Genomic DNA, 26,917 nt, shown 5'->3' on the forward strand with positions numbered 1-26,917 from the left:
GGTGGTTTCGGGGGTGCCGTGACCGTGCTGGGCGACGGCTGAGGCCGCGGGCCGTCGCTCACGGTGGTTTTGCGGGTGGTTTGACCGTGGTGGGCGACGGCTGAGGCCGCGGGCCGTCGCTCACGGTGGTTCGCGGGCGCTTTGACCGTGGTGGGCGACGGCTGGTGGTCTGGAGGGCCGGGCGGGGCTACAGCTTGGGGCGTGAACCCCGCCCGGCGTGGACCCAGGATCGCCGACGGCGCTCTCGAAACGCTCTCGGTGTGCTCCCGGCGGCTGACCGAGAGCGGTCAGCCGCCGAGCGGTCAGTGGCCCAGCAGGATGAAGGTGACCAGGGCCAGCACGATCGCCGCGACCAGCGCGAGCGCCACCGGGCCGGCCATCCGCCGCCAGCCCGCCGGGGCCGCGGGCCGCGGCGCGGGTGCCGGTGAGGCGAAACCGAGGCGTTCGGCGACGGCGTCGACCGGCGGCATCGAGTACGGCGCGGTCGGCACCTCCGGGTGCGGCGGGGGAGCAGCCGGCCGGGACTCGGAGAGGGTGGGCAGGCCGCCGTGCTGGAATCCGGCCGGCTGGGTGGCGTAGAGCGGAGCCTGCTCCGGGTTGTCCGGCGCGACCGTGTGCGCGCCCGGGGCGGCCGGGCCGCTCGGTGGAACCGGTGGGAAGTATCCGTTCGGCGGCGGCGTCGGGGTGCCGCCGGGCTGGACGTGGTCGGTCCACTGCCGGCCGTCCCACCAGCGTTGCGCCGGCAGGCCGCTCGGATCGGCATACCATCCGGCGGGCTGCGTCATGGGCGGTGCTCCTTCTCTGGGCCGGGGCAGGGACTGAGGTCCCTGATCGGCCGGGAGCACCCGGGGTTGAGGATTCCCGCCGGGCCGGCGCCGGAGCACGGAGAAGCCCGCCGGCACGACGGCCGGCGGGCGGATCCCGTTCTACGCGCGCGTGATCACGAGGTTGTCGACGGCTGCCTCGACCAGTGAGGCGGTGCCGGCGTCGGCTGCCTCCACCTGGATGCGGATCGTCTGTTCCGCGTACGACGAGAGGTTCGCCGTGGCGGTCGTCCAGGCCGCCGCCTTGTTGGCCGCCGCCGCGGTCTGGCTGAGCACGGTCGTCGTGGTCGTCCCGGACACCACCCGGATCCGCAGGTAGTCGGCCGAGGTCGCGTTGTTCAGGTAGGCCAGGTACCAGGACAGGCTGAGCGTCAACGTGCCGGTCGGCAGGGTGATCGACGGCGAGGTGATCGTGGTGATGCCGCCGTCCAGGTCGTTGGCGCCCGCGCTGGCGCCGGCGGTGGCCCCGGTGACCAGGGCGTAGCTGCCTTCGGCGGCCGCGTTCAGCTGGGTGGCGACGCCGGAGCTGGTGGTCGCCTCCGGGTTGCCGCGTTCCAGCCGGCCGGCGGTGGCGGTGTCGGTCGTGCCCTGGGTCCAGCCGGTCGCGGTCTCCAGCCCGTCGGACCAGACCGTGGTGCCGGGCGGCGTGGTGGTGCCACCGTCGGCGAGCGTCCACACCGAGTACGCGATGGCGTCACTGTTGCGGTCCAGCGCGGTGTCGTTGATGTTCGACGTGGTGTCGCACGACGCGTGGTAGCACGGGTCGAAGCGGGTGGCCGTACCTCCCCAGAGGCTGACCTGCGCGGACGTCTTGGTGCCCTCGGCGCCGGTGAAGATGCCGCCGGCCGGGATGCCGGCGGCGATGAACGGGCCGTAGTCGCTGCGGCCGTCGAAGTCGGTGCCGCGGGTCGGCACGCCGATCGAGGTGAAGTACGCGGCGAGGGTGGCCTCGATCTGTGCCGAGCCGGCCGGGCCGGGGCCGGATCCGGTGCCGTCGGAGTTGTCCCCGTCGTAGAGGAAGTAGCCGGGGTTCGGCGAGCCGATCATGTCGAAGTTCAGGTACCCGGTGATCGCCGCCTTCTGGGCCGTGGTCAGCGAGTTGACGTACGCCGTCGAGCCGCGCAGCCCCAGCTCCTCCGCTCCCCACCAGGCGAAACGCAGGTGCCGGTCGGGCTGGAAGGAGGAGCGGGAGACCTGGAGCGCGACTTCGAGGATGCCCGCCGAGCCGGATCCGTTGTCGTTGATGCCGGGTCCGGCGGTGACGCTGTCCAGGTGCCCGCCGATCATCAGGGTGTCGGACGTGTCGCCGCCCGGCCAGTCGGCGATCAGGTTGTAGCCGGTCGCCCCGTTGTAGGTGAACGACTGCTGGGTGGTCGTGAAGCCGGCCGCGTCCAGCAGGTTCTTCACGTACGTGACCGAGGCCAGGTATCCGGGCCGGCCGTGGGCCCGGTTGCCGCCGTTGGCGGTGGCGATGCTCTGGAGCTGGGTGAGGTGGGCCTTCACGTTGGCGACCGGGATGTCCGGCGCTGCGGCGGCCTGTGCCGGGGTGGCGACGGCGAGGCCCGAGGCGATCAGCCCGGCAACGCCCACGATGGAGAGTGCTCGCACGGGGTTGTCCTCCGTGTACTGAGGGGAACGGTCAGAGCCCGAAGCATCGCACCGGAGAGCGTTCACAGGTTCATACCAATCGATACCTACCGTGACATGAACTCATGCCCATATCTGTATGTGGGCGCATGCCCATGTCTGGATGACTAGGCTGCGGGAACCGCCTCGGGCCGGACCGGCCGTGCGGGCGGCTCGACAACGGAAGGCAAGGGATGCGGAAAATCCTGGCGGCCACCATCGCCGCCTCCGTCGGTCTGCTGGTCGGCGCCGGCACGATTCCGGTCGCGGCGACGGCGACGGCCAAGACCAGCGGCTACCAGCCACCAGCCATCGACTGGGGTACGTGTACTCGCCCCAGTCTCCAGGTGCGTGGCGCGCAGTGCGGGTTCCTGGTGGTCCCGCTCGACTACGCCAAGCCGAACGGCACCAAGATCAAGATTGCGGTCTCGCGGATCAAGCACAAGTCGGCTGACTCCGCCTACCAGGGCGTCATGCTCACCAACCCGGGCGGCCCCGGCGGCTCCGGCCTCGGCCTGGCGGTGCTCGGCGAGTACGTGCCGAACGGCGCCGGCGAGTTCTACGACTGGATCGGCTTCGACCCGCGCGGCGTCGGCTCGAGCGTTCCGGCGCTGGCCTGCGACCCGAACTACGCCGGCTACAACCGGCCGTTCTACGTCCCGGTCAGCCGCCAGCTGGAGAAGACCTGGCTGGCCAAGGCCAAGGGGTACGCGAAGGCGTGCGACAAGGCCGGCGGCGCCCTGCTCGACCACCTGAAGACCACCGACTCGGTCGCCGACATGGAGAGCCTGCGCAAGGCCCTCGGTCAGTCGAAGATCAACTTCTACGGCTTCTCGTACGGCACGTACCTGGGCCAGGTCTACGCGACGCAGCACCCGGACCGGGTCCGCCGGTTCGTCCTCGACGGCGTGGTCAACCCCGCGCGGGTCTGGTACGACGCGAACCTCGACCAGGACATCCAGTTCGACAAGAACATGGACGTCTTCTTCGGCTGGGTCGCGAGGAACGACGCCACCTACCACCTCGGCACGACGGCCAAGGTGGTGAAGCAGAAGTACTACTCGACGCTCTACTCGCTGATCAAGAACCCGGCCGCCGGCAAGATCGGCCCGGACGAGTGGAACGACATCTTCGTCTCGGCCGGCTACTACGTCTTCGGCTGGGAGGACGTCGCGTCGGCGTTCGCCGCGTGGGTCAACGACAAGGACCCGGCGCCGCTGCTCGACTCGTACGCCGAGCCCGGCGTGGCCGGTTCGGACAACGGTTACGCCGTTTACCTGGGCGTGCAGTGCACCGATGTGAAGTGGCCGCAGAACTGGTCGAAATGGCAGCGGGACAACTGGAAGATCTATTCCAAGTACCCGTTCATCACCTGGAACAACGCCTGGTACAACGCGCCCTGCCTGAACTGGGGCGCCAAGGCCGGAAAGCCCGTCGCGATCAACGGCAAGAAGGTTCCGCCGGTCCTGCTGATCGCCGAGACCAACGACGCCGCCACCCCGTACTCGGGGGCCATCGAGGTGCGTAAGCGCTTCCCGAACTCGGTTCTCATCGAGGGCGTCGGCGGCACCACCCACTCCGGTTCGCTGAGCGGGATCGCCTGTACCGACGACACCATCGCGGCCTACCTGGCCACCGGCGAACTGCCGGACCGGGTCCGCGGAAACCGTTCCGACAAGCAGTGCGACCCGATTCCGCAGCCGAATCCGGCCGCCGTCTCCGCCTTCTCGGCCAAGACCGCCGACAATGCGCGGGCTGAGCTCCAGGACGCGATCGGCGTCCGCTGACAAAATTAAAAAGAGCCCGGTCATCTCGTACGGGATGACCGGGCTCTTTGTTTTGCGGTCTTATTGGCCGGCGTTCTTCTTGGCCGCCTGGATCTGCTCGTAGACGCGGGTCCGCAGCGCGATGAACGCCGGGTCGGCCCGGGTCGTCAGCTGATCGCGCTCGGCCGGCAGGTCGATGATCAGCTCGTCCTGCACCACGGTCGGTGACGACGACAGCATCACCACCCGCTGTCCCAGGTACACCGACTCGTCGATGTCGTGGGTGACGAACAGGATGGTCACACCGAGCCGCTTCCACAGCTGGCGGACCAGGTCCTCCAGGTCGGCGCGGGTCTGCGCGTCGACCGCCGCGAACGGCTCGTCCATGAGCAGCGTCTGCGGCTCGTAGGCGACCGCCCGGGCGATGGCGACCCGCTGCTGCATGCCGCCGGAGAGCTGCCACGGGTACGCCGACTCGGAGCCGGACAGGCCGACCGCGTCCAGCGACTGTTCCACCAGCTCACGGCGGCGCTTCTTCTCGACCCGCTTCTGCTTGAGCGGCAGCTCGACGTTGTCGCGCACGCTCATCCAGGGGAACAGGCTGCGCCCGTACTCCTGGAAGACCACCGCCATGCCCTCCGGCGGACCGTCGACCGCCTTGCCGTTGACGCGGACGTCGCCGGCCGTCGGGTCGAGCAACCCGGAGATGCACCGCAGCAGCGTCGTCTTGCCGCAGCCGGACGGGCCGACCAGGCAGACCAGGTCACCGTTGTCCACGGTGAACGTCAGGTCCCGAAGCGCTTCGACCTCGCGGCTCCCGGACCGGTAGACCTTCCGCAATCCTTTGACTTCGAGCATCGTCGCCCCCTAGCCGGCGCGCTGCGCCGCGCGCAGGCCCTCGTACCACCGCAGAACCCGCCGCTCGGCGAGCCGGAAAAGCAGCGACAGCACGAAACCGAGCAGGCCGAGCAGGATGATCCCGCTCCACATCTCGGGGATCGCGAAGCTGCGCTGGAACTGCACGATGGTGAACCCGAGACCGTTGCTCGCGGCGAACATCTCGCTGATCACCATCAGGATGATCGCGATGGACAGCGCCTGGCGCAGTCCGGCCGCGATCTGCGGGCTGGCCGACGGCAGCACCACGTGGGTGAGCCGGGCCGGCCCGTTCACCCCGTACGAGCGTGCGGTGTCGAGGACCACGCTGTCCACCGCGCGGACGCCCTCCACCGTGTTCAGCAGGATCGGCCAGATGCACCCGAACACGATGACGGTGACCTTCATGCCGTTCCCGATCCCGGCGAACAGCATGATCACCGGCACCAGCACCGGCGGCGGGATGGCCCGGAAGAACTCCAGAACCGGTTCCACCGTGGCGCGCAGCCGGCGGTTCAGGCCGATCGCCACGCCCAGGCCGATGCCGATCAGCGCGGCCAGCAGGTATCCGGCGAACAGGCGCAACAGGCTCGGCAGCACGTCGGCCTCGAGCCGCTCGGCCTGCCAGGTGTCGCCGAACGCGGTCAGGATCTTGGACAGCGGCGGGGCGTAGAAGTTGGTGCTGCCGGCGCTGAACACGTACCAGCCCACGAACAGGACCAGCGGCAACGCGACCGCCAGCCCGACCCTCTTCAGGATGTTGCTCATACGGCCACTTCTCCCCGTACGGACTGGTGCCAGGCGAGCAGGCGGCGCTCGCCGGTACGAGCCAGCAGGTTGATCAGGACGCCGAGCAGGCCGGTGACGACCACCAGGGCGTACATGGTGGGCACGGCGTCCGAGGACTGGGCGACCGCGATCTCCTTGCCCAGGCCGGGGGAGCCGATCACCAGTTCGGCCGTGATCGCCAGGACCAGGGCCACCGAGGCGGCCAGGCGGATGCCGGTGAACACGTACGGCAGCGCGGTCGGCCACAGCACGTACCGGATCCGGGCCCACGCCGAGAACCGGAAACTCTTCGCGGTCTCGAAGGCGACCGGGTCCACGTCCGCCACCCCGTACAGGACCTGGACCAGGACCTGCCAGAACGACGCGTAGCAGACCAGCAGCAGGGTCGAGCCCAGGTCGGTGCCGTACATCAGCACCGCCAGGGGGATCAGCGCGACCGACGGGATCGGCCGCAGGAACTCGACAGTCGACGCGGTCAGCGCCCGCAGCACCGGAACCGAGCCGATCACCAGGCCGGCCAGCACGCCGGCGCTGACCGCGATGGCCAGGCCGATCGCCCACGCGACCATGGTGTCGGACAGCGCCGTCCAGAACGCGGCGTCTGACGCTTCGTCGACCAGGGCGCCCGCGATCGTGCTGGCCGGCGGCAGGAACCGCTCGTCGACCAGCCCGATCCGGGGCGCCAGTTCGATGACGAGGAGCAACCCGGCCAGGCCGGCAACCCCGAGCAGAGCGGGGTTGCCGGACCGGACCGGGTTGGCCGGGCGGGCCGTTGTCACGGCAGCAGCTTCGCCAGGTCCGGGGTGCCGGTGAAGATGCCGTCCTTCTCGCCGAGGGTGGCGAGGGTCTGCACCGAGGCCTCGTTGATCTGGGTCGGCCACTTCGGCAGGACCAGCGACGCGCGCAGCTTCTCGTCGATCTTGGTGTAGGTGCCCAGGATCGTGCGGACCTCGTCCGGGTGCGCGTCGGCGTACGTCAGCGACTCGTTGATCGCCTCGGTGAAGCGCTTGACCAGGTCGGCGTTCTCGGAGATCAGCTTCTCCGAGGTGAAGTACGCGGCCACGGTCAGGTTCGGGGCGGCGTCGACGAAGGTCGAGGCGATCTCCCGGCCACCGGCGGCCTTGATCGTGGACAGCTGCGGCTCGACCACCCAGGCGGCGTCGACCTCGCCCTTCTCCAGGGCGGCGGGCATGGTCGGGAACGCCATCTCGACGAAGTTCAGCGTCTTGTCGTCGCCGCCGGCCTTACGGACCGACTCGCGGGTGACGGTGTCGCCGATGTTCTTGAGCGTGTTCACCGAGATCTTCTTGCCGGCCAGGTCCTTGGCCGTCTTGATCGGGCTGTCCGCCTTCACGACCACGGCGCCGAAGTCCTTGCCGGCCTCCCCGGTCGAGGAAACACCGGCGGCGACCGCCTTGATGGGCAGACCCTTGGTCTGGGCGATCATCAGGGAGGTCAGGTTGCTGAAGCCGAACTGGGTCTGGTTGTTCACCACACCCGGGACGATCGCGGCGCCACCCTGACCGGCTTCCAGGGTGAGCTCGATGTTCCGGTTCTTGAAGAAGCCCTTCTGCTGACCCAGGTAGATCGGGGCCACGTCGACGATCGGGATGACGCCGACCTTGACCTGGTCGACACCCCCCTCGGTCGTCGTGCCGCCACCGGAATCGGAACTACAGGCCACCAGGGAGCCGGCGAGCGCAGCCGCCGCGAGCCCCGCGAGAAGTCGCCGCATATTTACTCCTTCGAAATGTGTGCGCATGACGAACGTGAGTTCTCATGGAGAACGCTATGATGTGCCCCGTGTCACGTCAACGATTCGGGTCGATCATCTGATGCCGCGCGAACCGTACTACGTTCAGTCGCTGGAGCGGGGACTGGCGGTGATCCGCGCGTTCGACGCACAGCACTCCGAGCTCACGCTCAGTGACGTCGCCCGGGTCTGTGGGCTCACCCGCGCCGCCGCCCGGCGGTTCCTGCTCACCCTCACCGACCTCGGGTACGTGCGCACCGACGGGCGGCTGTTCTCGCTGGCCCCGCGGGTCCTCGAGCTCGGGTACTCGTACCTCTCCAGCATCTCGCTGCCCGAAGTCGCCGAACCGCACCTCGAACGTCTCGTCGCCGAGGTCCGCGAATCATCGTCGATGTCGGTGCTCGACGGTGACGATGTTGTGTATGTCGCCCGTGTCCCGACAAGTAGGATCATGCGGGTCGCGATCAACGTGGGCACCCGATTCCCGGCATACGCCACATCGATGGGCCGGGTCATCCTCGCCGGACTGCCCGCGGCCGAGCTGGAGGCCTACCTCGCACGGGCCAAACTCGAACCCCTCACCGACCGGACCATCTGTACGCCGGACGCGCTCCGCGCCGAACTCGCCCAGGTGCGGAGGCAGGGCCACTCGATCGTCGACCAGGAGCTCGAGGAGGGGCTGAGGGCGATCGCGGCCCCGATCCGGGACCGCTCGGGCACGGTGACCGGCGCCGTCAACGTCTCCATCCACGCCGCCCGGGCCACCGTCGACGACATCCGCGCCCGGATCCTGCCCCCGCTGCTGGCCGCGGCCGCCGCCATCGAGTCCGACCTGAAGATCGCGCCCCGCCGCTCGGCCTCCTGACGCCCCCCTTTGCCCGGTGACGTTCTACGCCGCTGCGGCGCTGTCATTCTCGTGGAAGAGATAGGCGGATCCCGGGACACGCTTCGCGGCGTACATCGCGGTGTCCGCCCGGCGCAGCAGATCCGCCGCATCGTCGCCCGTCCGGCCGCCGGCGATGCCGATGCTGGCCCGCATGCGCAGCGGCCGCCCGTCCATGGCGACCGGCTGCTGGAGCCCGGCCAGCACCCGCTCCATCAGCGCGACCGCGTCGGCGGCCGTCGTCCCCGGCAGCACCAGGACGAACTCGTCCCCACCGAGCCGGGCGACCGTGTCACCCGGCCGGGCAGCGGCGGTCAGCGCCGACGCCGCCCGGGTCAGCAGCAGATCCCCGGCCTCGTGCCCGAGCGTGTCGTTGATCTGCTTGAACCCGTCCAGATCCAGGAGCGCCACATACACCCGCCGGCCCTCGCCCGGCTGCACGTCACCTCCGGGGTGCCCCAGCGCGGTCTCTCCCGGGTTGCTCAGCGAGGTCTCTCCGGAGTGCTCCGGCGCGGCGGCTCCGAAGTCTTCCAGCGCGGCGGCGAGGCGGCTCTGGAAGAGAGCCCGGTTCGCCAGCCCGGTCAGCGCGTCGTGCGTCGCCGCGTGATTCAGCCGGGCGACGAGGTGGCTGTTGTCCCGCAGCGCCGTCATCTGCCGATAGACGACCACACCGGTCAGCGCCACCGCGGTGAACGCCACCGCCACCATGTCGTCCGACCCCTGCCAGGCGCTGACCAGCAGCAGGCCGTCGGCCGCGGCCACCGCCAGGTAGGGCAGCGGGCTGTACGGCCGCTTGCGGAACTTCACCCGGGGCTCCGCCAGCCACTGCGCCTCGGCGGCCCGCGCCGCCATCCACAACACCAGCGGTATCTGCACCTGCGCCACGAACAGCCGATCACCGGCGGCCGCCACGGCCGGTTGGAGCATCGGCGCCAGCGCCCCGATCACGCCACCCGCCGCGAGCAGTCGCAGCCCCTTGGCGTCGATCGCTGAATAGTCCGACATGATCGCCCGGGCCAGCGCGAACACCATCAACACGGTGAGCACCGTGAGCGCCAGCGACACCAGGACCAGGGGCGTCAACCCGGCCTCCAGCGCCCGCCGGGTCCCGAAGTGCCAGGCGAACACCGCTACGGCCAGCGCAACGGTGCCGGCGTCCAGGGCCACCAGCGCGGCCGACCCCACGCGGGTCGCCCCAGCCGGCAGCCGGACCAGCGCGTGCACCACCGCCAGCAGAGCAAAACCACTGAAGATCAACATCAACGATCCGGTGTACGACGTCCGCCCACCCGGATGCAACAGCACATCCACTGCCTGCGCCGTCTGCCCCGCCGCGATCAGCCCCGGGACCGGAGTCAGATGCCGCCAGAACCGGCGGGTCGGCGCAGGCAGCCCGGGCCGGCGCGCAACCGAACCGAACGCCGCCGAAGCCAGCACGCCGGCCAGCGGAATCGAAACCCAGAGCAGCCACGACGGGCCGACCGGCCGAACCGCGGTGACGGCGAACCACACGACCGACGCGGCGAAGAGCGCAAGGCACGCCCGGCTGTACTTGATCAAGACCTCTACTCCCCGCGTCTTCTAGCAGAGAGCAGATCGGCGACCGGGCCGCGGAGTTGAGCGGCCGGGCGGGCCGCTCCCGTCCGGCGCGGGTGAGCGATTGCCGTCCGGGTCGGGCGAGCCATTGCGGTCCGGCGCGGGTGAGCGATTGCCGTCCGGGTCGGGCGAGCCATTGCGGTCCGGCGCGGGTGAGCGATTGCCGTCCGGGTCGGGCGAGCCATTGCCGTCCGGGTCGGACGAGCCATTGCCGTCCGGCTCGGGTGACCCATTGCCGTCCGGGTCGGGTGAGCCGCATCCGAGCCCGTCTAAAGTTCGGGCGGGCTCGACCGAATGTGCCCGGCGTGCCGAGACTTGCGGGTGTCCCCGGGTGGCTTGCCTGGCTGATGTGCGGGCTCGCCGCTGCCCTCGGATACACCGCCCTGCCCTATGGCTGGGTCGCTCTCGGGGTCTCGACGGTCATCTCGGCCGGCTCGTGCGCCCTCATGGTCGCCGGCACCCGTCGGCATCGCCCGGCCGCCGCCGGAAACTGGTACCTCTTCGCCGCCGGGGTCGCCACCTGGATCCTCGGCGACGTGGTCTACGCCCTCCAGATCCTGGTCGGTGGCGCGGCAGCCTTCCCCTCCTGGGCCGACGCTCTCTACCTCGGCGCCTACCCGATGCTCACGATCGCGCTCTTCCGCCTCACCCGGGAACGGCTCACCGGCGGCGGTTTCCTCAGCGGCAATCTCATCGACTCCGCGATCATCGGCGTCGGGCTGGGCATCGTCTACTGGACCTTCCTGATCGAGCCGGTCGTCACGGACTCCTCGATACCGGCCCTGACCCGCCTCGTCACCGCCGGATACCCGACGGCCGGCGTGCTGCTCTGCGCCGTGATAACGCCGATCCTGCTGCGCCGCGGCCCGCGCAGCCCCAGCCTGTGGCTGCTCACCGCCGGCAGCACCATCACCCTCGCCGGCAACATCTCCTACACGCTTCTGCCCCATGCGGTGGACCCCGTCTATCTCTATGCCGGATACCTCGCCGCCTACACCTGCTGGGCGGCCGCCGCCAGTCACCCGTCGATGGCCCGGCCCGTCACCGGCGACCGCGACAGCCTCGGCCGTAGCCGCCTGCTCGTCCTCACCGCCTCCACCCTCCTCGTCCCCGCCGTGCTCCTGGTCCAGGGCGAACACGGCGGCGGCCGGGTCAGCTGGGCCGCGGTGGCCGTCGGCTCGATGGCCCTCTTCGTCCTCATCGCCACGCGCATGAGCGGCTACATCTCACGCGTCGACATGCAGGCCCACCAGCTACGCGAACTGGCCATGCGCGACGACCTCACCGGCCTGCCCAACCGCCGCGACTTCGAACAGCGCGCCACCCGCGCCGTACAGACCGCCCCCTGTCACATGATCATGATCGATCTGGCCGGCTTCAAACACGTCAACGACCGTCTCGGCCGCGCCGTCGGCGACCAGGCCCTGATCGCCGTCGCCGACCTGCTCCGCCAGAGCATCCGAGACGGCGACGTGGTGGCCAGAATGGGCGCCGACGAATTCGCCGTCCTGGTCCACGACACGCTCCCCGGCGACGGCCAGGCCGTGGCCGGCCGCCTCGCCGAAGTGCTGCGCCACCCGATCCACGCCGGTGAACACGAGCTACTTCTCAACGCGCGCCTCGGCGTCGCTTCCTCGACGCCCTCCTCCTCGACGCACGCCTCGTCGACTCTCTCTTCGCCCTCTCTCTCTTCGTCCGCTCCGGCTTCGCCTACCCTCTCTTCGGGCGCCCTCGCTTCGCCGGCTCCCGCTTCGTCCGCTCGCGCCTCCTCCTTCTCTACCTTCTCTATCGCCGACGGCGACGGAAGTGGTTCTGTCCCCGCAGACTCCTCTGCTGTGTCGGGCGTCTCTCTCGACGGCGCGGCCGAGCTGATCCGCCGGGCCGACACGGCCCGCTACGCGGCCAAGGCCAGCGGCGGCCAGCTCGTCGAATACACGACGGAGCTCGACGAACGCGCCGAAGCCGCCGAGCGGCTCGGCGCCGACCTGCGGCACAGCCTCGACGACGGCGACTTCCAGGTCGTCTACCAGCCGATCATCGACCTTCGCGACGAGCGCACGGTCGCCGTCGAGGCCCTGGTGCGATGGACCCATCCGGTACGCGGCCCGGTCAGCCCAGCCGCATTCATCCCGGTAGCCGAGGACAACGGCCTCATCGTCGAACTGGGCGAGTGGATCATGAGAACCGCCTGCCGCCGACTGGCCGGCTGGCGGGCCACGCTGGGTGCCGAGGCGCCGCTCTACATCAGCGTCAACGTGTCACCGCGCCAGTTGAGCGAGCCCGGATTCCCAGCCGTCGTCCTCGGCATCCTGGCCGAGACCGGGCTCGAACCGGCCGCCCTCCTCGTCGAGGTCACCGAGACCGCCATCTTCGGCGGCGGCACCGCAGTCGAGGCCGTCGAAACCCTGCACCGGGCGGGCATCCGGATCGCCTTGGACGACTTCGGCACCGGACACTCGTCGCTGGGCCTGCTCCGTACCGTGCCGGTAGACGTCTTGAAGATCGACAAGTCGTTCGTCGACGAGATCACCGAACCGGGCCGGCGCGCGGTCGTCGTCGACGCTCTCATCCACGTCTGCGCAGGCCTTGAACTGCGGGCCGTCGCCGAGGGCGTGGAGACCGCGGAGCAGGCCGACTACCTGCGCGAACTCGGCTACCAATACGCCCAGGGCTATCACTTCGGCCGGCCGGTCCCCGACCCGATAGTTCCGGCGGCCGAAAGCCTGCCGGCCTGACCGACTCCGTGTGTGGCGCGCCTGTTCGCCTTCACGCTGGACTCACACGCAGCCGCCCCGGACTGACGCGGGGCCGAACGAGGCGCAGCGGCGGCAAGGCCAGGCGGTGCCACATCGTGGCGAAGAGGTCGCTCCCAGCCACCGCGTTCTGTCAGTCCCCGTCGACAGCAGTGATGTGCGTGGTGACCCTCGGTTCGAATCGGGCCGGAGAACTCGGCAGCGTGGTGACCTATGGCCCGATTCGAGCCGCAGGTGTCCACGCGGGTCGCAGCGGCGGCAGACGCACACGCACGGCTATCGTGAGCGTTCACCGGTGCCCAAATGAAGTCGTGCAATGGCCGGGAGCCGACGCCTCATCGATCGGCGGTTGGCGGCATCCGTTTCCAAGGGAGTGGGTCTGTGATCCGCTGCCACCACCAGCGGTCCGGCAACGGGCCGGTGGCGGCAGAGAGAGCCGCGCCGCCGTCGTCGATCGTTGCTTCCGTGAAACGGCGGTCGATCGCTTCCAACGCGGCCATGAATTCGGCCCGGCGTGGACCCGGGGGAATCTCGGCGGGATCGGCGAGCTTGTCCCGGAGTTTCATGTCGTCGCGGTAATGATCGGGTGGGTACCAGCCGTCCGGTGGCCAGCCAGAGACAAGCCGGCTAATCACGGCTTCCCAGTTGGTGAGAGCGTCTATCGCAGATTGGACCGCGGGTCGTTCGGCGGGCGTGAGCCTGCTCGCCAGATCGTCGGCGATCGGCGTCGGCATCCGGTACTCGCCAATCACCTCGACGAGAGGTGTTATCGGTACGTCGGGAAGGAGGGGCATCGCGGTTTCCATGGCGGCTATCCGGCGGCCCGAGGGTAGGAGATCTCCCTTTTCATCCTCGTCGAGAAGCCGGGCTCGGGTCCGTTGCCCATCCGGTCCTACGAGCCAATAAGCGCTGGGCGGCAGGGGTACCGACTTGTACGCGACGATGGTGTGCAGGCGAGAGGCCAACCATGCGGCAGCACTTTCCTCCGAGGGCGCCGCGACGCTGTCGTTGAAGTAGATGTCCAGGTGAAGTGGAAGGTCGCCGTCCAGATATGACACCGTGCAGCTGATCGGAGCCGCCCAATTGCGCTCCTCCTCGCCATCCCCTCCGACGTCAATCGCTGTCACCGGCAGCGACAGCATGTCGGCGAGGGCTTCAGCGAGCGACGGCCGATCGACCTCGTATCGAAGTAGGAGGAGGTAGCTCACTGCTCATAGGTCCCGTCGTAGATGGCCTTCGCCTTGGCGATCACATGAGGATTCTCGAAGAAGCGCGGGTTGAACTTCAGTTGCGGCGCTGCTTCCGGATCGCCATTCGCCCTGGCGATCTCTCTCAGTGCGGTGTACTCATTCCGATCAAGCTTCACCAAACCAACCCCGGAGTCCGGGTACACGCGACCGCCTGGTTCAATCCCGTACGTGCGGCCGTTAACCTTGTAACGATTGATACTTTTGTCCCATTTAGCCTCGCCGGCGGCAATCGCTGCGACGTCTTGAGCAGCGGCGCCTTCATATGTTCGCAGATAGACACTGTTGTGTTCGTCGGTCTGACCGGAGCGGACGCCGGACAGGTTGTGCCGAGGATGTGGCAGTTTGACTACGCCCCATCTGCGAGCGGGACCCTCGACGGAATCGGCGACCGGCCAGGTCGGTTCGTTGCGGCCGGCGGGGTCGGCGGTTACGAACGGGTCGGCGCCTTCGGTCATCGGGGTGGGGGTGGCATCGCCGTTCACCACCAGGGTGTCCATTCGGATGACGTCGCCTGGGACGTCCAAGCCGGAATGGGTCTGGATGGGGAACGTGCTCACTCGGCGGGTCTGGGAGTCCAGGTAGAGGATCGTGCCGTTCTGGTTCACTGCTGCGAAAGCGTGTGTCCGGCCGGCCTGGTCCTGGGTTTCGATGAAGGCGAAAGCTCCGTGGCCCAGCGAGGTCAGGTGGGTTCGCAGGCCGATCTCGGCCATTTTCACCTGTACTCGGGCGTCGTCCGGGTCCAAGTCTGCGACGTCGGTCAGGCCCTCGAAACGGCCGCCAACCGTGTCCTCGATTCTGGCGGTCACGCCGTCCTCGGCGCCGATCGGGCGGGACGGGTCGCCGTCGTGGTAACCGTCGAACGTTCGGGGCGCGGAAACGCGCGGGCGGGCGTGCATGTACGTCTCGAAAAGGGACAGCACGTTGTCGCCGCAGTTGTTCGAGCGGGTCGGGTCGGCTTCCGGGCCGCCGTCGTTCTGCAGGACGAACCAATCGCCTTCCCGCGGGTCGGCGTGCCGGATCACGTCGCCGTTCCGGTCGCGGGGCATGGCGCGTTCCAGGTCGGTCTGGTGCGTTTTCAGCGGCGGGCGCAGGCCACCGCGACGGTTGTAGGGGCGTGAGCGGTCGGCCGAGGGCGGGTGATCGTTTCCGGTCAGGGCGGATCTGTCGTCGGTTTCCACCGGGCCCGGGGCCAGATCGCTGGCGCTGTCGTTGACCAACTCCCAGTCGTTACCGGTGAGCTGGACGTCACCCATCGGGCCGTCGCCCTCGATGAGCCGGGCCTGGTCGAGAAGATCGTCGGCCTCGGTCTGTAGACGGTTGGCCTCGACTTCGGCGGCGGCCCGGTCCGCGAGGTCGCCGCGGTTGGCGTCCCGGCGGCGGTCGTCGGCGTCCAGCGTCCTGTTGTTGGACTGTTTCCGCAGTTCCTGGGCGGTTTCCTGACGGTGGTTGTCGGCGAAACGCTGCCGCCGCTGGTGGCCCTCATAGAGATAGTTCTCCCGGGCCTGCGCGTCCGCCGCGTCGCGGTCGGCCGTCACCGGGGGTGATGGCGTCGGATCCGGGGCCGGCGCGGTCTCCGCCAGCTTGGCGTCGTAATCAGGATCAAGAACGGACAACGGGTCCTTGACCGTCGGCCCGTTCAGGGAAACCGGATCCAACACCGAGAGCGGATCAAAAACCGGGCGATTCGGCGCGGCGTCCGTTTTCGGAGACGATTCCGATTCGGTACGGCCGAAGTCGTCCCCAATCGGAGCCGGCACAGGAGTCGCCGTATCCGTCCGTACGGTCAGCTCCTCCGGTCGCACGCCGTTGAAGGACCCGTCCAAAGCATCGTCGGTGCGGGTGGTGAGTTCCTCCGGGCGGACGTCGTTGAAGTCCGGCTGCACCGGAGCCGGCGCGGGCGCTGGGACCGGAGTGGGGGACGGAGCCGGGACGGGTGCCGGAGGGGGCGTAGGCGCTGGGGTCGGAGGCGGCGCCGGGGTCGGGGTCGGTGCTGGTCCGGGGGCTGGCGGCAGCGGAGGCGGCGGCGGGAGTGGCGACGGCTGGGTACTGACCGGCGGGGCCGGCGGCTGCTGGAGCGCCTGCTGCTGCAACTGGTAGGCGATCGGCGGTGGAGGCGGCGTCGTCCGGTTGCTGTAGAACGGCGCCGGTGGCGTGTTCGGAACGGCCATCGGGTTGCCGCTGCCGTCGACCATCAGGGCGTTCAGAGCGACGACGTTCCCGTTCCGGGCAGTGCCGTCGTGGCCGTACAGGGTCGGGTGCTGGGCCGTCGAGAGGTTCGACGAGTCGGCCCACTGGCCCAGCTGCGGGTCGATGAAGACGATCGTCCCGTTGTGGTTGACGGCGTTCCAGGCGTGCGCGCTGCCGTCGCCCCACACGTTGATGATCACCGCGGTGGAGCCGTGGCCGCCCAGCGCCAGGGTGTCGATGATCTGCTGGAAGCCGTTGTCGACAGCCGCCTTCACCACGGCCGGCGGGCGCGGATCGGTCTTGATGTCGCCCTGGAACGGGGCCAGCTGGGTGAAACCGCTGCCGGTCACCCGTTCCGCCCGGAGATGCCCGTCGAACTCGCCGACGTGATTGTCGGTCTGCCCGATGCCGTAGGTGTCGACGGTCCGCGGCGCCGACACCGTCGGACGGCCGTGCAGGTACGTCTCCAGGAACGACAGGGAGCAGTCGAGACAGTTGACGCCACGGGTCGGGTCCGCGGCCGGCCCGCCGTCGTTGAGCAGCCGCAGCCAGGGACGGCGCGGGTCCGGATTACGTTCCGGCTGGTTGTTGGCATCCCGCGGGACGGCCCGCTCCAGGTCCGCCTGATGGATCTTCAGCGGTACGCGGAGCCCGCCCCCGGTCGTGTAGGCCCGGGACAGGCGCGAATTCGGCCGCTGACCCGGCCCGGGAATCGCGGACTGGTCGCTGCTCCAGATCGGGGCGTCGGAGAGGGCGCCACGATCGGTGTTCGCCGGGAGGAAACTCGACGAGTTCGTGAGGTTCCACTGGCCGGCCAGGACGGAGCGGGGGTCCTTGCGAAGCGCGTCGAGCCGGTTGTTCGCGTCCCGGGCGGCCCGGCGGTGGCCGGCTTCCTCCTTGAGCGCATCCCGGACGCCCTTGAAGTCGAGGGCCCGCGCGGCGTTGAGCGCGCTGCGCCGGGAGTCCTCGGCGTCGGCGCGTTCCTGGGCGATCTCCGCGGACAGCGCCTGATGCCGGAAGTTGTAGATGTCCCGGAACGTGTTCCGCCGGTTCTGAGCGAACTGCGCGAAATATTCCTGCTCACTTACATTGTCACGAATCGTCCGAGGCGTCATCGGCAGCGGCATCGGAATGGGCGCGGTCCCCGCAAGCGCCGGATCAGTACGCCCGGGATCAGTACGCCCGGGATCCGGCCGCGACGACCCGGGCTGAGTGTTGGTACCCGGTTGCGAGGGAGTGGACGGCCCGCTCTGAGTCCCAGGCGTGGCCGGACTCGCCGGATTGGCCGACGGCGTCGGAGAGACAGCCGGGCCGTTGCCGCGGTTGTTGCCATTGTCCAGATTCTGCGGATTCGTGCCGTTCGTCGATGGATTCGTGAGGTTGGGTCCACCGTTGGGTGTGCCGACCGTCGGGTTCGTCGTCGTGTGGCCGCCATTGGCAAGCGGCGCGTTGGGATTGGGCGACCCGGTCGAGCCCGTCGGAGACGACGCAGGGTTGGACGAAACCGCCGGATTGGAGGAGACGGAAGGCCCGGCGGGCCCGGTGGAGGGGGAGGGGCTCGTGGAGACGGAAGGCCCGGTGGAGACGGTGGGGCTGGTGGAGGGGGAGGGGCTGGTGGAGACAGAAGGCCCGGAAGAGTAGGACGGGCCGGACGAGACGGCGGGCCCGCTGGGGATGGTCGGGCTGGTGGAGACGGGTGCGCTGGGGGAGGCGGCCGGGCCGGCGGTTGCGATCGTCGGTGAACCGGACGGGCCGGCGTTCCCGGTGGAGGGCGCGAAGGCGACAGGCGCGTTGCTCTGCGCGCCGGCCGTCGGTGAACCAAGCGACGTGGGTGCCGACGACGACATGCCGGCGCTGGTGGCGGCGCTGCCCGGCGCTTCCACGGGTGGCGCGACGGACGACAGCGTGACGTTGCCCGGAGCAGACGGCGCGGCATGATCGGCCGCGGCGGTCGACGTCGGCGCATGCCCGGCCGGACTCGCCGGCGAGGCCGCCACCGACGAATCGGCCACCGAGGAGGGCGTCGAGGACGAATAGGACGATCCGGACGAGGTGTGCGACGCCGAAGTCGCGCCGGGCGAGGAGTACGACGCGGCGGAGGAGTCGGACGAGGAGTACGACGCTGTGGAGGTGCTGGACGAGGAGTGGGACGCCGTGGCGGCGGCCGCCGAGGAATGGGAAGCCGAGGAAGCGCCGGACGGCGAGAAGTCTCCGCCGTCGGCGGAACCGCCACTCGGCAGGCCGGAGACGGCGGAGCTCACACCCGTACCGGATGAGGAGGAAACCGGGACCGACGACGGACCCGCCGCCGAACCGTCGATCTTGAGGTCGCCGTTGAAGCTCGCTCCGAAATCGGAGAATGCCTGCCGCGTGCCACCGACCGCCGACCCCGCCGCGCCGGAGGTGCCGGCCTTGGCCAGGTCCTCGAACGACGGCAGCTGCCCGCCCGCCGCCGCCCCGCCGAGTTCGCCGAAGACCTCACCGGCCGCGCCGCGGAACAACCCGCCACCCTTGTGCCCGGCCCCGATCATGGCCCCGCTGGCCGAAGCCCCACCGGCGGCCCCGGCGAGAGTCGACATCCCGAGATCCTTCAGATCGATCCCGTCGGAATGCCCCACACCGGCCTGATAGGTCTGGATGCCGAGGTTGGTGAGGAACTCCTCGCGGGCCTCCTCCTTACCCTCCTTGAGCGCCTTCTTCCCGAGGTTCTGCAGACCTTTCTTGGTGAGCAGTTCCTTGCCGGCGCGCTTGGCGGTCTCCTTGACGGCGGCCTTGATCGCCTTCTTGGAGAGCTGCGCGATCAGCCGTTTGAAGATCTGCTGGATCGCCATCCGGGTGGCCGCGATGATGCCGCCGGCCGCGGGCGACGCCGCGCCGAGGGTGAGCGCCACCGTGACGGCCAGGCCGATCAGCTCGATGACGAACAGGCCCAGCTCGATCCACGCCTCGAGTTTCGCCGCCTCGATGTCCTGGGCGCACTCGTCGACGACCTTGCCCATCTCGGCGGCGAACGCGACCAGCGCGTTGAGGGGTGCCTCCTCGCCGTCGGCGACGTCCTTCCAGGCCGCGACGAACGCGTCGATGGTGGTGCCGCTGCCGCCGTACGCGGCGATGAACTGGCCGGCCGCGTCGGCGGCGTCCTGGCGCGGCGCGGTCATCGAGCCGACCAGGTCGTACCACTGGTCGGCGAGGTCCCAGGTGGTCTTCTCGTTGCCCTCGGGCCAGTCGAAACCGACCACCCACTCGAGCGCCTCGTAGGCCCAGCCGGGCAGGTCCCAGGGCGAGTAGTCGAGCGGATGCGGGATCGGGCTCGGCAGGATCGTCATCCGGTCAGGCCTGGTACGACTTGGTGACGGTGGCCGAGGCGCGCGAGTCGGCGGCCTCGTTGTCGGTGACGGTCTGCACCGCGGCCTCGCCGATGCCCTCGACGTAGCCGGCGACCTTGCCGAACGCCTCGACGAACTTCAGCACCATCGGCCCGTAGTCCTTCTGGAACGCGGCGCCGATCTCGTCCCGCCCCCACGGCTGATCGGCGCTCACCGCGGCGATCTCGGCGACCGGGCCGTTGCTCATGCCGACCAGCTGCGATCCCGCCGCGGAGAGATCACGGCCGCTCGCGGTGGCCTTGGGCGCGTCGAGATAGAGCTGCTCACCGGCCATCGTCGGCACCGGCCTCACGCATGATCCGGTCCTGGCGGGCCAGCAGGTTGCCGAAGTTGCCGTCGCGCATGAAACCGGCCGCGGCCGAACCGGACGGCAGGAACTCGCCGACCATCTCCTGCACCTGGTCGCCGGTCCGGGCGACGGCCTTCTCGACGGTACGCAGAATGGTGCGCGCCAGCTCATCGGGATCGCCCTGCCGGTAGATGTCCCGGCTGAGCCGCAGGTCGATCAGCTGGCCGCGGGCGCCGACGGTGGCCCGGACCGAGCCGTCCGCCGACTCCTCGGTGACGGCCAGTGTGGACAGGCGCTCCTGGATGTCGTCCAGGCCCAGGCGCAGGCGCTGGTACTGCGACACCACGTCGTCGAACCTCGCCCGCAGGGCATGGTTCACGTCCCGATCGGCCTGTCTGCTCACGGCTGTCTCCCCAAGACTCGCGAATTGACTGCAAGAACCTACCAGCCGCGAGGAGTCCCGGGGCCGCCGCCGAGTGACCGGTCCCGATAGCTCTAAGCTCGCAGTCCGGGGACCGAAGGGGGCGGGCCAGGATGATCACACGGGCCGAGGCGGAGCACATCGCCGGCGGCTGGGCGCACCGGCAGTCGATCCGGCGGGGCTATCCGTGTACTCCGTTCGTCGAGGAGCTGGCCCTCGGCTGGGCCGTGTCGATGGTGCTGCCACCCGACGCGCGCCCCGAGCCGGGCGCCGACGTGACCACCGTCATCGACCGGGCGACCGGCCGTCTCTCGCACTGGCCGCCGTCCCTCGGCGCCGACCTGGACCAGCACTACTCCGAGCGCCGGGACGCCGCGGTCGGCTCGCACCAGACCGCCGACCCGGTCGCCGAGCTGCGCCGGGAGTCGCACCGCCGGGTCAGCCCGTCGGTGGCCGCGCACCTCACGATCGGCGGCCGGCTCTTCCGGGCCCGTGGCGCCAAGGGCGACCAGGAGCTGCGGCACCACCCGATCGTCGCCGCCCGGCTGGCCGCGATCCCGCCCGGGCGCACCGTCCGCGGCGCCGCCCGGCACGCCGAGCTGCTGGTCGTGTCGGACGTGCTGTATGCGGCCGACCGCACCCGGGCCGCCGACGGCATCGACCCGCTGACCGGCGACGAGGCCCGCGCCCTGCTGCGGCACGGCCGGTTCGAGACGTTCCACATCCGGGAGACCGGCGACCGGATCGGCGGTCAGCCGGCGGTGTTCTGCGTGACCTGCGCCGACGTGCTCTTCGACCTGGCCGTGATCACCGACGCCGACCGGGCCCACCCGAGGCCGCGGCTGCTCACCTCGGGGACTGATCCGCAGCCCGGCCGTTTTCCCGAGGAGGTGGCCTGGCAACTGGCCGCCGGCGACTGGGGCACCGAGCCGGAGTGGCGCGAGCGGCGTGGAGCCGTGCTGGTCGAGCGGATCGAGAAGTCCGCCGGGCGGGAGCACACGCTGACCCGGTTCCCGGTGGTGGAGGCCGCGCTGCGCGAGTTCTCCGACGTGGCGCCCGGCCGCAACGGTCCGGGTGCCGCGCAGTGGGTCAGGTGGTTCCATCTCGGCGGCGGCAACCTGCTGCACCTGGCCGACCCGCTGTACGAGCTCGGCGCGATCGTCGGCGCCCGGCTGTTCCCGATCGGCCGGGAGGGGTTCGACGAGGCGGTCCTCGCCATCGACGAGCACGGCCGGGTGTTCGCCCTGGACCAGGGCGGCGAGTGGTTCATCGCCGACACCCTGGACCGGGCGATCGTCGCGCTGGCCACCGGCCGGCCGGCGGCCCGGATCCGCGATGACGGCACCTGGCTGGAGGCATCATGATCACTCGCGCGGAGGCGGACGCGGTCGCGGCGGCGTGGGCCCGGTCCGAGTCGCTGGCCGAGGGCCGGGAGCACCAGGCGACCGTGGAGGAGTTCGACCTCGGGTTCGCGGTGAAGGTCGTGGCGGCCCGGCGGCTGTTCTCCCCGTCCGGGGTCGGCGCCGGCTGGCGGGTCGTCGACCGGGCCACCGGCCGGGTGTCGAACTGGCCGAACTGGCCCTTCGAGACGTTGCAGGGGGTCTACCGGGAGCAGCGCGGCGACATCGTCGACCCGCCGAGGACCGCCGACCCCGAGGTTCAGCTGCGCCGGGAGATCCATCGCCGGCCGGCCCCGGGCATCGCGGCGCACGCCACCGTGCAGGGCCGGGTGTACATCGCCCGCGGCGCGAAGGGCGACCAGAAACTCAACCACCATCCGCTGGTGCTGGAGCGCCTGGCCGAACAGACGCCGCAGGAGAAGGTGCGCGGGTGCGAACGGCACGCCGAGATGCTGGTCTGCTCGGACGCGCTGCACGACCTGGACCGGCGGCGCGGCCTGGACGGTCTGCCGCCGCTCACCCTGGACGAGGCACGGCAGGCGCTCGGCGAGTCGCTGTTCGAGACGTTCCAGATCCTGGAGCCGGGCGCGGAGAACGCGGGCGAGCCGAACACCCCGTGCCCGACCTGCTCGTACGTGCTGACCCAGCTGGCGCTGCTGCCGTGGGGGTCGACCGCCGCGCTCATGCAGGACGTCGCCCCGGAACAGCCCAACCCGGACCCGGCCCGGTTCTCCGACCTGGCCGCCGCCGAACTGCTCAACGGCAGGTGGAAACCGGAGACGCCGTACCGGGTGCGCTACGGGATGGCCGAGGTGATGGCCGGCGACACGGTCAAGGCCAAGGGCCGGGAGCACCGGCACGAGCTGTTCCCCGCGGTGCTGGAGGCGTTCGGCATCACCGGCAAGCTGCTCGTGAAACGCCGGGCGCCGGGCCTGGAGCAGCGGGTCCAGCTCTTCGAGATCTGGTCGATGCCGGTCCGGCACACCGCCGACGTGCTGTACGAACTCGGTCAGGTGATCGGGGCCCGGCTGTTCCCGCTGGGCCGGGTCAACTTCGAGTCGGTGCTGGCGATCGACGAGCACGGCCGGGTCTTCCACCTGGACCAGGCGGGTGAGTGGTTCGTCGCGGACAGCTACGTCGAGGCGCTGGAGACGCTGATCCAGGGCCGGCGGACCTACCGCGTGCGGGACGACGGCACCTGGGGGTAGGGCCGGGCGGACGATGGTCGCCGGGTCGGGGTCCGTCGATACTTTCCCGGTGGATCAGCCCGCCGAGACGACCGGAGCGAACCGCCGGATCGCCGTGACCCTGTTCGTCGCGGTCCTCGCGCTGCTGGTGCTGCCCTGTGTGCTGGTGGTGCGGCCGTGGCAGCGGTACGGGGTGCCGGTGACGGTGATCGGCGTGGTGATCGGTGTCGGACTGGTCGCGCTGTTCTGCGCGCTGCTGTACCGCAGTGCCGTGAACCGGCCGGACTGGAACCACGCCCGGGTCGCGACCGAGCTGACCGCGCGGGGGACCGTCGTCGTGACGATCACCTGCACCGACCTGATCCCGCGGGGCACGTTCCTGTCGCTCACGCAGGATCTGCGCACCGCGTTTGAGCAGCCCGGCCACGACGGGATTGTGCTGACCGTCGAGCCGCTCGAAGGCCGGGAGCACGTGCTGCATCTGGAGACGACGCCGCCCCGGCTGGAGGGGGCGATGCGGGTGCTGCGGGACGCGTTCGGGCGGCACGGCATCGCCCGGATCGGCCCGTCAGCGGGACCGTGACGGGACCAGTGCGGACGGTCGTGCAACCGGGTGGGACCGGCGGGGCAACCGTCCGGCAACCGGTGGATGGCATCGTCGCAGCGTGACCGGAGCCCGTACCCCCGCATCCCGCCTTGCCAAAGCCGGCCTGGCGGTGGCCACCGTGGTGCTCGGCACCGGTCTCGTGCCGCTGCCGGCGAGCGCCGACGGGCCCGGTTACGGCGGCAACGCCGACGCGCTCACCGTCATCTGGGAGATCAACGCGCAGCGGCGCGGCCTGGCGGTCTACGCCGTCGGGTTCCGGGGCGGCTCGTCGGTGCGGGTCCAGATCGGTTCGGATGCCGAGCGTACGGTCGTCGCGGACCCGTACGGGGCGGTCGACCTCCTGTTCATCGCGAAGCTCGCCAGCACCTCCAAGGTCAAGAGCACCTGGAAGCTCGCCAGCGCCGTCACGCCCCTCGCCGGCGGCGCCTCCGAACTCTCCGCCGCCACCGGCGCGAGCGTGCTGGTCAGCGGGCACACCCCGGCGGGCGAACTGCGAACGCTGGTCGGCGCGGTCCCACCGGAGATGACCGACCGGGGCGCGACCGAACTCGTCCCGTGGGTGGCCGCCCTGGCCGGTTCGCTGCTGGCCGGACTTTGGCTGCGCCGCCGGGGCTTCACCTTCGCGGGCTTTTCCTTCGCCGGCTTCACCCGCGCCCGGCCGGCCGGCCGCCCGCGGCCCCGCCACCGTCACCTGGCCCGCCACCGAGCCTGACCGCCTCGCCTGCCACCGAGCCTGGCTGCTTCGCCCGCCACCGAGCCTGACCGCCTCGCCTGCCACCGAGCCTGGCTGCTTCGCCCGCCACCGAGCCTGGCCGCTTCGCCTGCCACCGAGCCGGGCCGGTTCGCCCGCCTCAGCCGTCGCTGAGGCGGGGAATTCCGGCTCAGAACCGCGTTGAGCGACGGCCGGCGGTCTTCGCCGCTGTGGGTCAGGGTTCCTTGAGGTATTCGGCCATGGCGATCGCTGCTGCGGCGGCGGCCCGGTCGACCTCGGCTACGGCGGCGGCCAGCACTCCCGCGTCGACCGGGGAGGAGGCCAGGCGTTCGACCCGGGCGCAGGCGTCGGCCAGCGTCTGGGCGCCGAGCAGCGCGCTCGACGACTTCAGGGTGTGTGCCACGGCGGCGAGGCGGTCGTTTCCGCCGGTCTCCAGGGCGGTGGCCATCGACTGGCGGCGGCCGTCGAGTTCGCCCAGGAACATGTTCACCGTCATCGCCACGAGTTCGCGGCCTTCCAGTTGTTCCTCGAGTTCGCGCAGCTGCGCGCGGGACAGGACATCGCCGGATGCGGGTTCCGGCGGGGCGGCCGGGGCGGTCAGGTACGGCTCCAGGGCCCGGCGCAGTTCCGGCAGGGTGACCGGCTTCGGGAGGTGGCTGTTCATGCCGGCGTCCAGGCAACGGTCCTGGTCCTCGGACAGGTTGGTCGCGGTGAGGGCGACGATCGGCACCTGGCTGCCGGCGGCGCGGACCGCCCGGGTCGCCGTCAGGCCGTCCATGGCCGGCATGTGCATGTCCAGCAGGGCCAGGTCGTACTCCTTGTCGCCGAGCAGCGCCGTGACGGCGGCGGCGCCGTCGGGGACGGTGTCGCATTCGACGCCCAGCACGCTGATCATCCGCTGCAGGACGGTCCGGTTCACCTCGTCGTCCTCAGCCAGCAGGACCCGTCCCGGCGGCAGCGGCTCCAGCGTCGCCGACACCGGCCGAGCCCCGGCCAGCTGCGAAGGCGAGGGCGAGGGCGAAGGCGACGACGAGGGTGAGGGCGAAGGCGACGACGAGGGCGAAGGCGGGAATGAAGGCGGTGACAGCGCCGGTGATGCCGACATTGACGGCGAGGGTGAAGGCGAGGGCGCCAACGAGGGCGGTGGACTGGTCAGCTGTTGACGAAGGGCGGAGGCGAGCCGGTCCAGGGTCACCGGGATGCTGAGGGTGAGGGTTCGGCCGGCTGCCTGGTTTGGTGGGCCGGCCGGGCCGATCGTGAGGATCGGGTCGTGTGGGTCGTCGCAGCGGAGCACCAGGTCGGCTCCGTGATCGGCGATGTCGGCCTGGACCGGTTCCGCGCCGGTCGCGGCGACCAGCCAGGTCAGCGCCAGCTTGGTGCGCGGGTTCGGCGAGGCGACGGCGATGGCGACCCAGCCCCGCACCATCTCCGGCATATCCGATTTATCGGAAGCCGGAAGTGGCCGCAGCGGCAGCCGGACGCTCCACCGGAACCGTTCACCGGATGCCACAGCCACGACTCCGCCGTCCCGCGAGGCCGCGCCGTCCCGTGAGGCCGCGCCACCCCGAGACGCAGCAGCGCTCCGGATGGCGGCGGTGCGGGCCACGGCGCTGGCGTCGCCGACAGCCGCGGCGCTGGTCATAGCGGCGGCATGACCGGTCAGCCCGCGAGCGCCGGTCGGCCCGGCATGACCGGCCAGCCCCGCGGCGCCGGTCAGCCCCGCGGCGCCAGCCGGCCCGGCAAGGCCGGTCTGGGTGGTGGCGCCGTCCAGGGTGGCGGCCAGCCGGGTGGCCAGGGCCAGGCCCGCCCGGTCGTCCGGGCCGGGATCCGGTCGCGGGTCTCCGTCGGCGGAGACGTCGATGCGGTACGCGTCCACGCCGTCGACCTCAGCCGTGACCACGATCTCGCCCCGGGCGGTATGCCGGACCGCATGCCCCACCACCGCCCCGAGAACCCGCCGCAGCACGCCGGCATCCCCTTCGACCAGCGCGGGCAGAGCCGGCGCCGGAGCGGTGAGCAGCAGAATCCCGTTGGCCCGGCACTCGGCCCGCAGCGATTCGGCGACGTCCTCCAGCACCCGCCGCAACGCCACCGGCCCGGCCGTCGGAGCCGGTTCCCCGGTTTCCCGGCGGGCGAGCTCGGCCAGGTCGTCGGCGAACTCCTGCAGGCCGCGGGCGGTTCGTTCGATGTCGTCGATCGTCTCCTGGGCGGCGTCCGGCAGGGCCTGTCCGCGCAGCAGGTCGACAGCCGCGGCCACGGCGGCGGCCGGGGTGCGGATCTCCGGGCCGAGCAGGCCGAGCAACCGGTCGCGGCCGCCGCCGGCCGGGACGGTCTCGATGGTGATCAGGCGGCGCTGTGCTCCGCAGGTGCTCTCCAGCGCGGTCACTCGCAGGGTGCCGGTGGATGCCGGGTCGCACTGGCACACTCTCGTCGTGTCCGATCGGGCGCTCGTCTCCCGTACCAGATCAGGAAGGTTTTGATGTCCTGGGCAGTCGGGGTCGGCGGCGGTGACCGGCCATCGCGCGTTGGCGACCAGGACCCGGCCGTCGTCGTCGGTGATCGCCGCCGGATACGGCAGGGCGTCGGCCAGGCTCCGTGCGGCGAAACTCATG

19 protein-coding genes are annotated in these 26,917 nt (G+C 70.6%); 7 read left to right on the forward strand and 12 right to left on the reverse strand.

What is annotated here, in order from left to right:
• Positions 1 to 302: 302 nt before the first annotated feature.
• Both AB0E94_RS17545 and AB0E94_RS17550 read right to left on the reverse strand, forming a co-directional pair.
• Positions 303 to 785 (reverse strand): DUF2510 domain-containing protein, encoded by a 483-nt coding sequence (locus tag AB0E94_RS17545; RefSeq protein WP_360327218.1) that lies wholly within the window; start codon positions 783 to 785, stop codon positions 303 to 305.
• 141 nt (positions 786 to 926) lie between these two features.
• Positions 927 to 2,399, reverse strand: coding sequence for a M28 family metallopeptidase (locus AB0E94_RS17550; protein ID WP_360327402.1), 1,473 nt, complete (start codon positions 2,397 to 2,399; stop codon positions 927 to 929).
• Positions 2,400 to 2,644: 245 nt separating this feature from the next.
• Here AB0E94_RS17550 and AB0E94_RS17555 point away from each other — a divergent pair, with 245 nt between their 5' ends.
• On the forward strand, positions 2,645 to 4,237 hold the full coding sequence (locus AB0E94_RS17555; RefSeq protein WP_360327220.1) for an alpha/beta hydrolase: 1,593 nt from the start codon (positions 2,645 to 2,647) through the stop codon (positions 4,235 to 4,237).
• A gap of 60 nt (positions 4,238 to 4,297) precedes the next feature.
• Here the strand turns inward: AB0E94_RS17555 and AB0E94_RS17560 are convergent, their stop codons facing one another.
• Genes AB0E94_RS17560 through AB0E94_RS17575 form a run of 4 tightly spaced genes read right to left on the reverse strand, consistent with a single transcriptional unit; the run spans position 4,298 to position 7,616 of the window.
• Positions 4,298 to 5,074, reverse strand: a complete 777-nt coding sequence (locus AB0E94_RS17560) for an ABC transporter ATP-binding protein (RefSeq protein WP_360327221.1) — start codon at positions 5,072 to 5,074, stop codon at positions 4,298 to 4,300.
• A gap of 9 nt (positions 5,075 to 5,083) precedes the next feature.
• Positions 5,084 to 5,860, reverse strand: a complete 777-nt coding sequence (locus AB0E94_RS17565; protein ID WP_360327223.1) for an ABC transporter permease — start codon at positions 5,858 to 5,860, stop codon at positions 5,084 to 5,086.
• Positions 5,857 to 6,660, reverse strand: a complete 804-nt coding sequence (locus AB0E94_RS17570; RefSeq protein ID WP_360327225.1) for an ABC transporter permease — start codon at positions 6,658 to 6,660, stop codon at positions 5,857 to 5,859. Before AB0E94_RS17570 ends, AB0E94_RS17565 begins: the two co-directional genes overlap by 4 nt.
• Positions 6,657 to 7,616: an ABC transporter substrate-binding protein gene (locus AB0E94_RS17575; RefSeq protein WP_360327227.1), complete on the reverse strand. Its 960-nt coding sequence runs from the start codon at positions 7,614 to 7,616 to the stop codon at positions 6,657 to 6,659. The genes AB0E94_RS17570 and AB0E94_RS17575 overlap by 4 nt, the downstream gene beginning before the upstream one ends.
• 100 nt (positions 7,617 to 7,716) lie before the next feature.
• Between AB0E94_RS17575 and AB0E94_RS17580 the strand changes: the two genes are divergently transcribed.
• Entirely contained in the window at positions 7,717 to 8,499 is a 783-nt protein-coding gene (locus AB0E94_RS17580; RefSeq protein WP_360327229.1) for an IclR family transcriptional regulator C-terminal domain-containing protein, read from the forward strand.
• Positions 8,500 to 8,523: 24 nt separating this feature from the next.
• Here the strand turns inward: AB0E94_RS17580 and AB0E94_RS17585 are convergent, their stop codons facing one another.
• Positions 8,524 to 10,077: a GGDEF domain-containing protein gene (locus tag AB0E94_RS17585; RefSeq protein ID WP_360327231.1), complete on the reverse strand. Its 1,554-nt coding sequence runs from the start codon at positions 10,075 to 10,077 to the stop codon at positions 8,524 to 8,526.
• A 341-nt stretch (positions 10,078 to 10,418) separates the two neighbouring features.
• On the opposite strand from AB0E94_RS17585, the gene AB0E94_RS17590 reads away from it, so the two are divergent.
• Positions 10,419 to 12,848 carry an EAL domain-containing protein gene (locus AB0E94_RS17590; RefSeq protein ID WP_360327232.1) on the forward strand — a complete coding sequence of 810 codons (2,430 nt, stop codon included), beginning with the start codon at positions 10,419 to 10,421 and terminating at the stop codon, positions 12,846 to 12,848.
• 353 nt (positions 12,849 to 13,201) lie between these two features.
• Here the strand turns inward: AB0E94_RS17590 and AB0E94_RS17595 are convergent, their stop codons facing one another.
• Genes AB0E94_RS17595 through AB0E94_RS17610 form a run of 4 tightly spaced genes read right to left on the reverse strand, consistent with a single transcriptional unit; the run spans position 13,202 to position 20,381 of the window.
• Positions 13,202 to 14,074, reverse strand: coding sequence for a hypothetical protein (locus AB0E94_RS17595; RefSeq protein ID WP_360327234.1), 873 nt, complete (start codon positions 14,072 to 14,074; stop codon positions 13,202 to 13,204).
• Positions 14,071 to 19,629 carry a toxin glutamine deamidase domain-containing protein gene (locus AB0E94_RS17600; protein ID WP_360327235.1) on the reverse strand — a complete coding sequence of 1,853 codons (5,559 nt, stop codon included), beginning with the start codon at positions 19,627 to 19,629 and terminating at the stop codon, positions 14,071 to 14,073. The genes AB0E94_RS17595 and AB0E94_RS17600 overlap by 4 nt, the downstream gene beginning before the upstream one ends.
• Before the next feature lie 4 nt (positions 19,630 to 19,633).
• Positions 19,634 to 19,963 carry a hypothetical protein gene (locus AB0E94_RS17605; RefSeq protein WP_360327237.1) on the reverse strand — a complete coding sequence of 110 codons (330 nt, stop codon included), beginning with the start codon at positions 19,961 to 19,963 and terminating at the stop codon, positions 19,634 to 19,636.
• Positions 19,953 to 20,381, reverse strand: a complete 429-nt coding sequence (locus AB0E94_RS17610; protein ID WP_360327238.1) for a YbaB/EbfC family nucleoid-associated protein — start codon at positions 20,379 to 20,381, stop codon at positions 19,953 to 19,955. The genes AB0E94_RS17605 and AB0E94_RS17610 overlap by 11 nt, the downstream gene beginning before the upstream one ends.
• Before the next feature lie 131 nt (positions 20,382 to 20,512).
• Here AB0E94_RS17610 and AB0E94_RS17615 point away from each other — a divergent pair, with 131 nt between their 5' ends.
• From AB0E94_RS17615 to AB0E94_RS17630, 4 genes are all read left to right on the forward strand, one after another.
• Entirely contained in the window at positions 20,513 to 21,763 is a 1,251-nt protein-coding gene (locus tag AB0E94_RS17615; protein ID WP_360327239.1) for an SUKH-3 domain-containing protein, read from the forward strand.
• Entirely contained in the window at positions 21,760 to 23,007 is a 1,248-nt protein-coding gene (locus tag AB0E94_RS17620) for an SUKH-3 domain-containing protein (protein WP_360327241.1), read from the forward strand. Before AB0E94_RS17615 ends, AB0E94_RS17620 begins: the two co-directional genes overlap by 4 nt.
• A 49-nt stretch (positions 23,008 to 23,056) precedes the next feature.
• The gene (locus AB0E94_RS17625) at positions 23,057 to 23,569 is read left to right on the forward strand and encodes a hypothetical protein (protein ID WP_360327243.1); all 513 of its coding nucleotides are present in this window, start codon (positions 23,057 to 23,059) and stop codon (positions 23,567 to 23,569) included.
• An 82-nt stretch (positions 23,570 to 23,651) separates the two neighbouring features.
• Positions 23,652 to 24,305, forward strand: a complete 654-nt coding sequence (locus AB0E94_RS17630) for a hypothetical protein (RefSeq protein WP_360327245.1) — start codon at positions 23,652 to 23,654, stop codon at positions 24,303 to 24,305.
• 214 nt (positions 24,306 to 24,519) lie between these two features.
• On the opposite strand, the gene AB0E94_RS17635 is transcribed toward AB0E94_RS17630, so the two are convergent.
• Positions 24,520 to 26,916, reverse strand: coding sequence for a response regulator (locus AB0E94_RS17635; protein ID WP_360327246.1), 2,397 nt, complete (start codon positions 26,914 to 26,916; stop codon positions 24,520 to 24,522).
• Between the last annotated feature and the right edge of the window lies 1 nt (position 26,917).

Source organism: Actinoplanes sp. NPDC026670 (genome assembly GCF_040638175.1).
Taxonomy (GTDB): Bacteria; Actinomycetota; Actinomycetes; order Mycobacteriales; family Micromonosporaceae; genus Actinoplanes.

Coding starts and splice junctions, on each gene's coding strand:
- AB0E94_RS17545 (WP_360327218.1), bottom strand. CDS start 785: ATGACGCAGCCCGCCGGATGGTATGCCGATCCGAGCGGCCTGCCGGCG.
- AB0E94_RS17555 (WP_360327220.1), top strand. CDS start 2,645: ATGCGGAAAATCCTGGCGGCCACCATCGCCGCCTCCGTCGGTCTGCTG.
- AB0E94_RS17560 (WP_360327221.1), bottom strand. CDS start 5,074: ATGCTCGAAGTCAAAGGATTGCGGAAGGTCTACCGGTCCGGGAGCCGC.
- AB0E94_RS17565 (WP_360327223.1), bottom strand. CDS start 5,860: ATGAGCAACATCCTGAAGAGGGTCGGGCTGGCGGTCGCGTTGCCGCTG.
- AB0E94_RS17575 (WP_360327227.1), bottom strand. CDS start 7,616: ATGCGGCGACTTCTCGCGGGGCTCGCGGCGGCTGCGCTCGCCGGCTCC.
- AB0E94_RS17580 (WP_360327229.1), top strand. CDS start 7,717: ATGCCGCGCGAACCGTACTACGTTCAGTCGCTGGAGCGGGGACTGGCG.
- AB0E94_RS17600 (WP_360327235.1), bottom strand. CDS start 19,629: ATGACGATCCTGCCGAGCCCGATCCCGCATCCGCTCGACTACTCGCCC.
- AB0E94_RS17605 (WP_360327237.1), bottom strand. CDS start 19,963: ATGGCCGGTGAGCAGCTCTATCTCGACGCGCCCAAGGCCACCGCGAGC.
- AB0E94_RS17615 (WP_360327239.1), top strand. CDS start 20,513: ATGATCACACGGGCCGAGGCGGAGCACATCGCCGGCGGCTGGGCGCAC.
- AB0E94_RS17620 (WP_360327241.1), top strand. CDS start 21,760: ATGATCACTCGCGCGGAGGCGGACGCGGTCGCGGCGGCGTGGGCCCGG.
- AB0E94_RS17635 (WP_360327246.1), bottom strand. CDS start 26,916: ATGAGTTTCGCCGCACGGAGCCTGGCCGACGCCCTGCCGTATCCGGCG.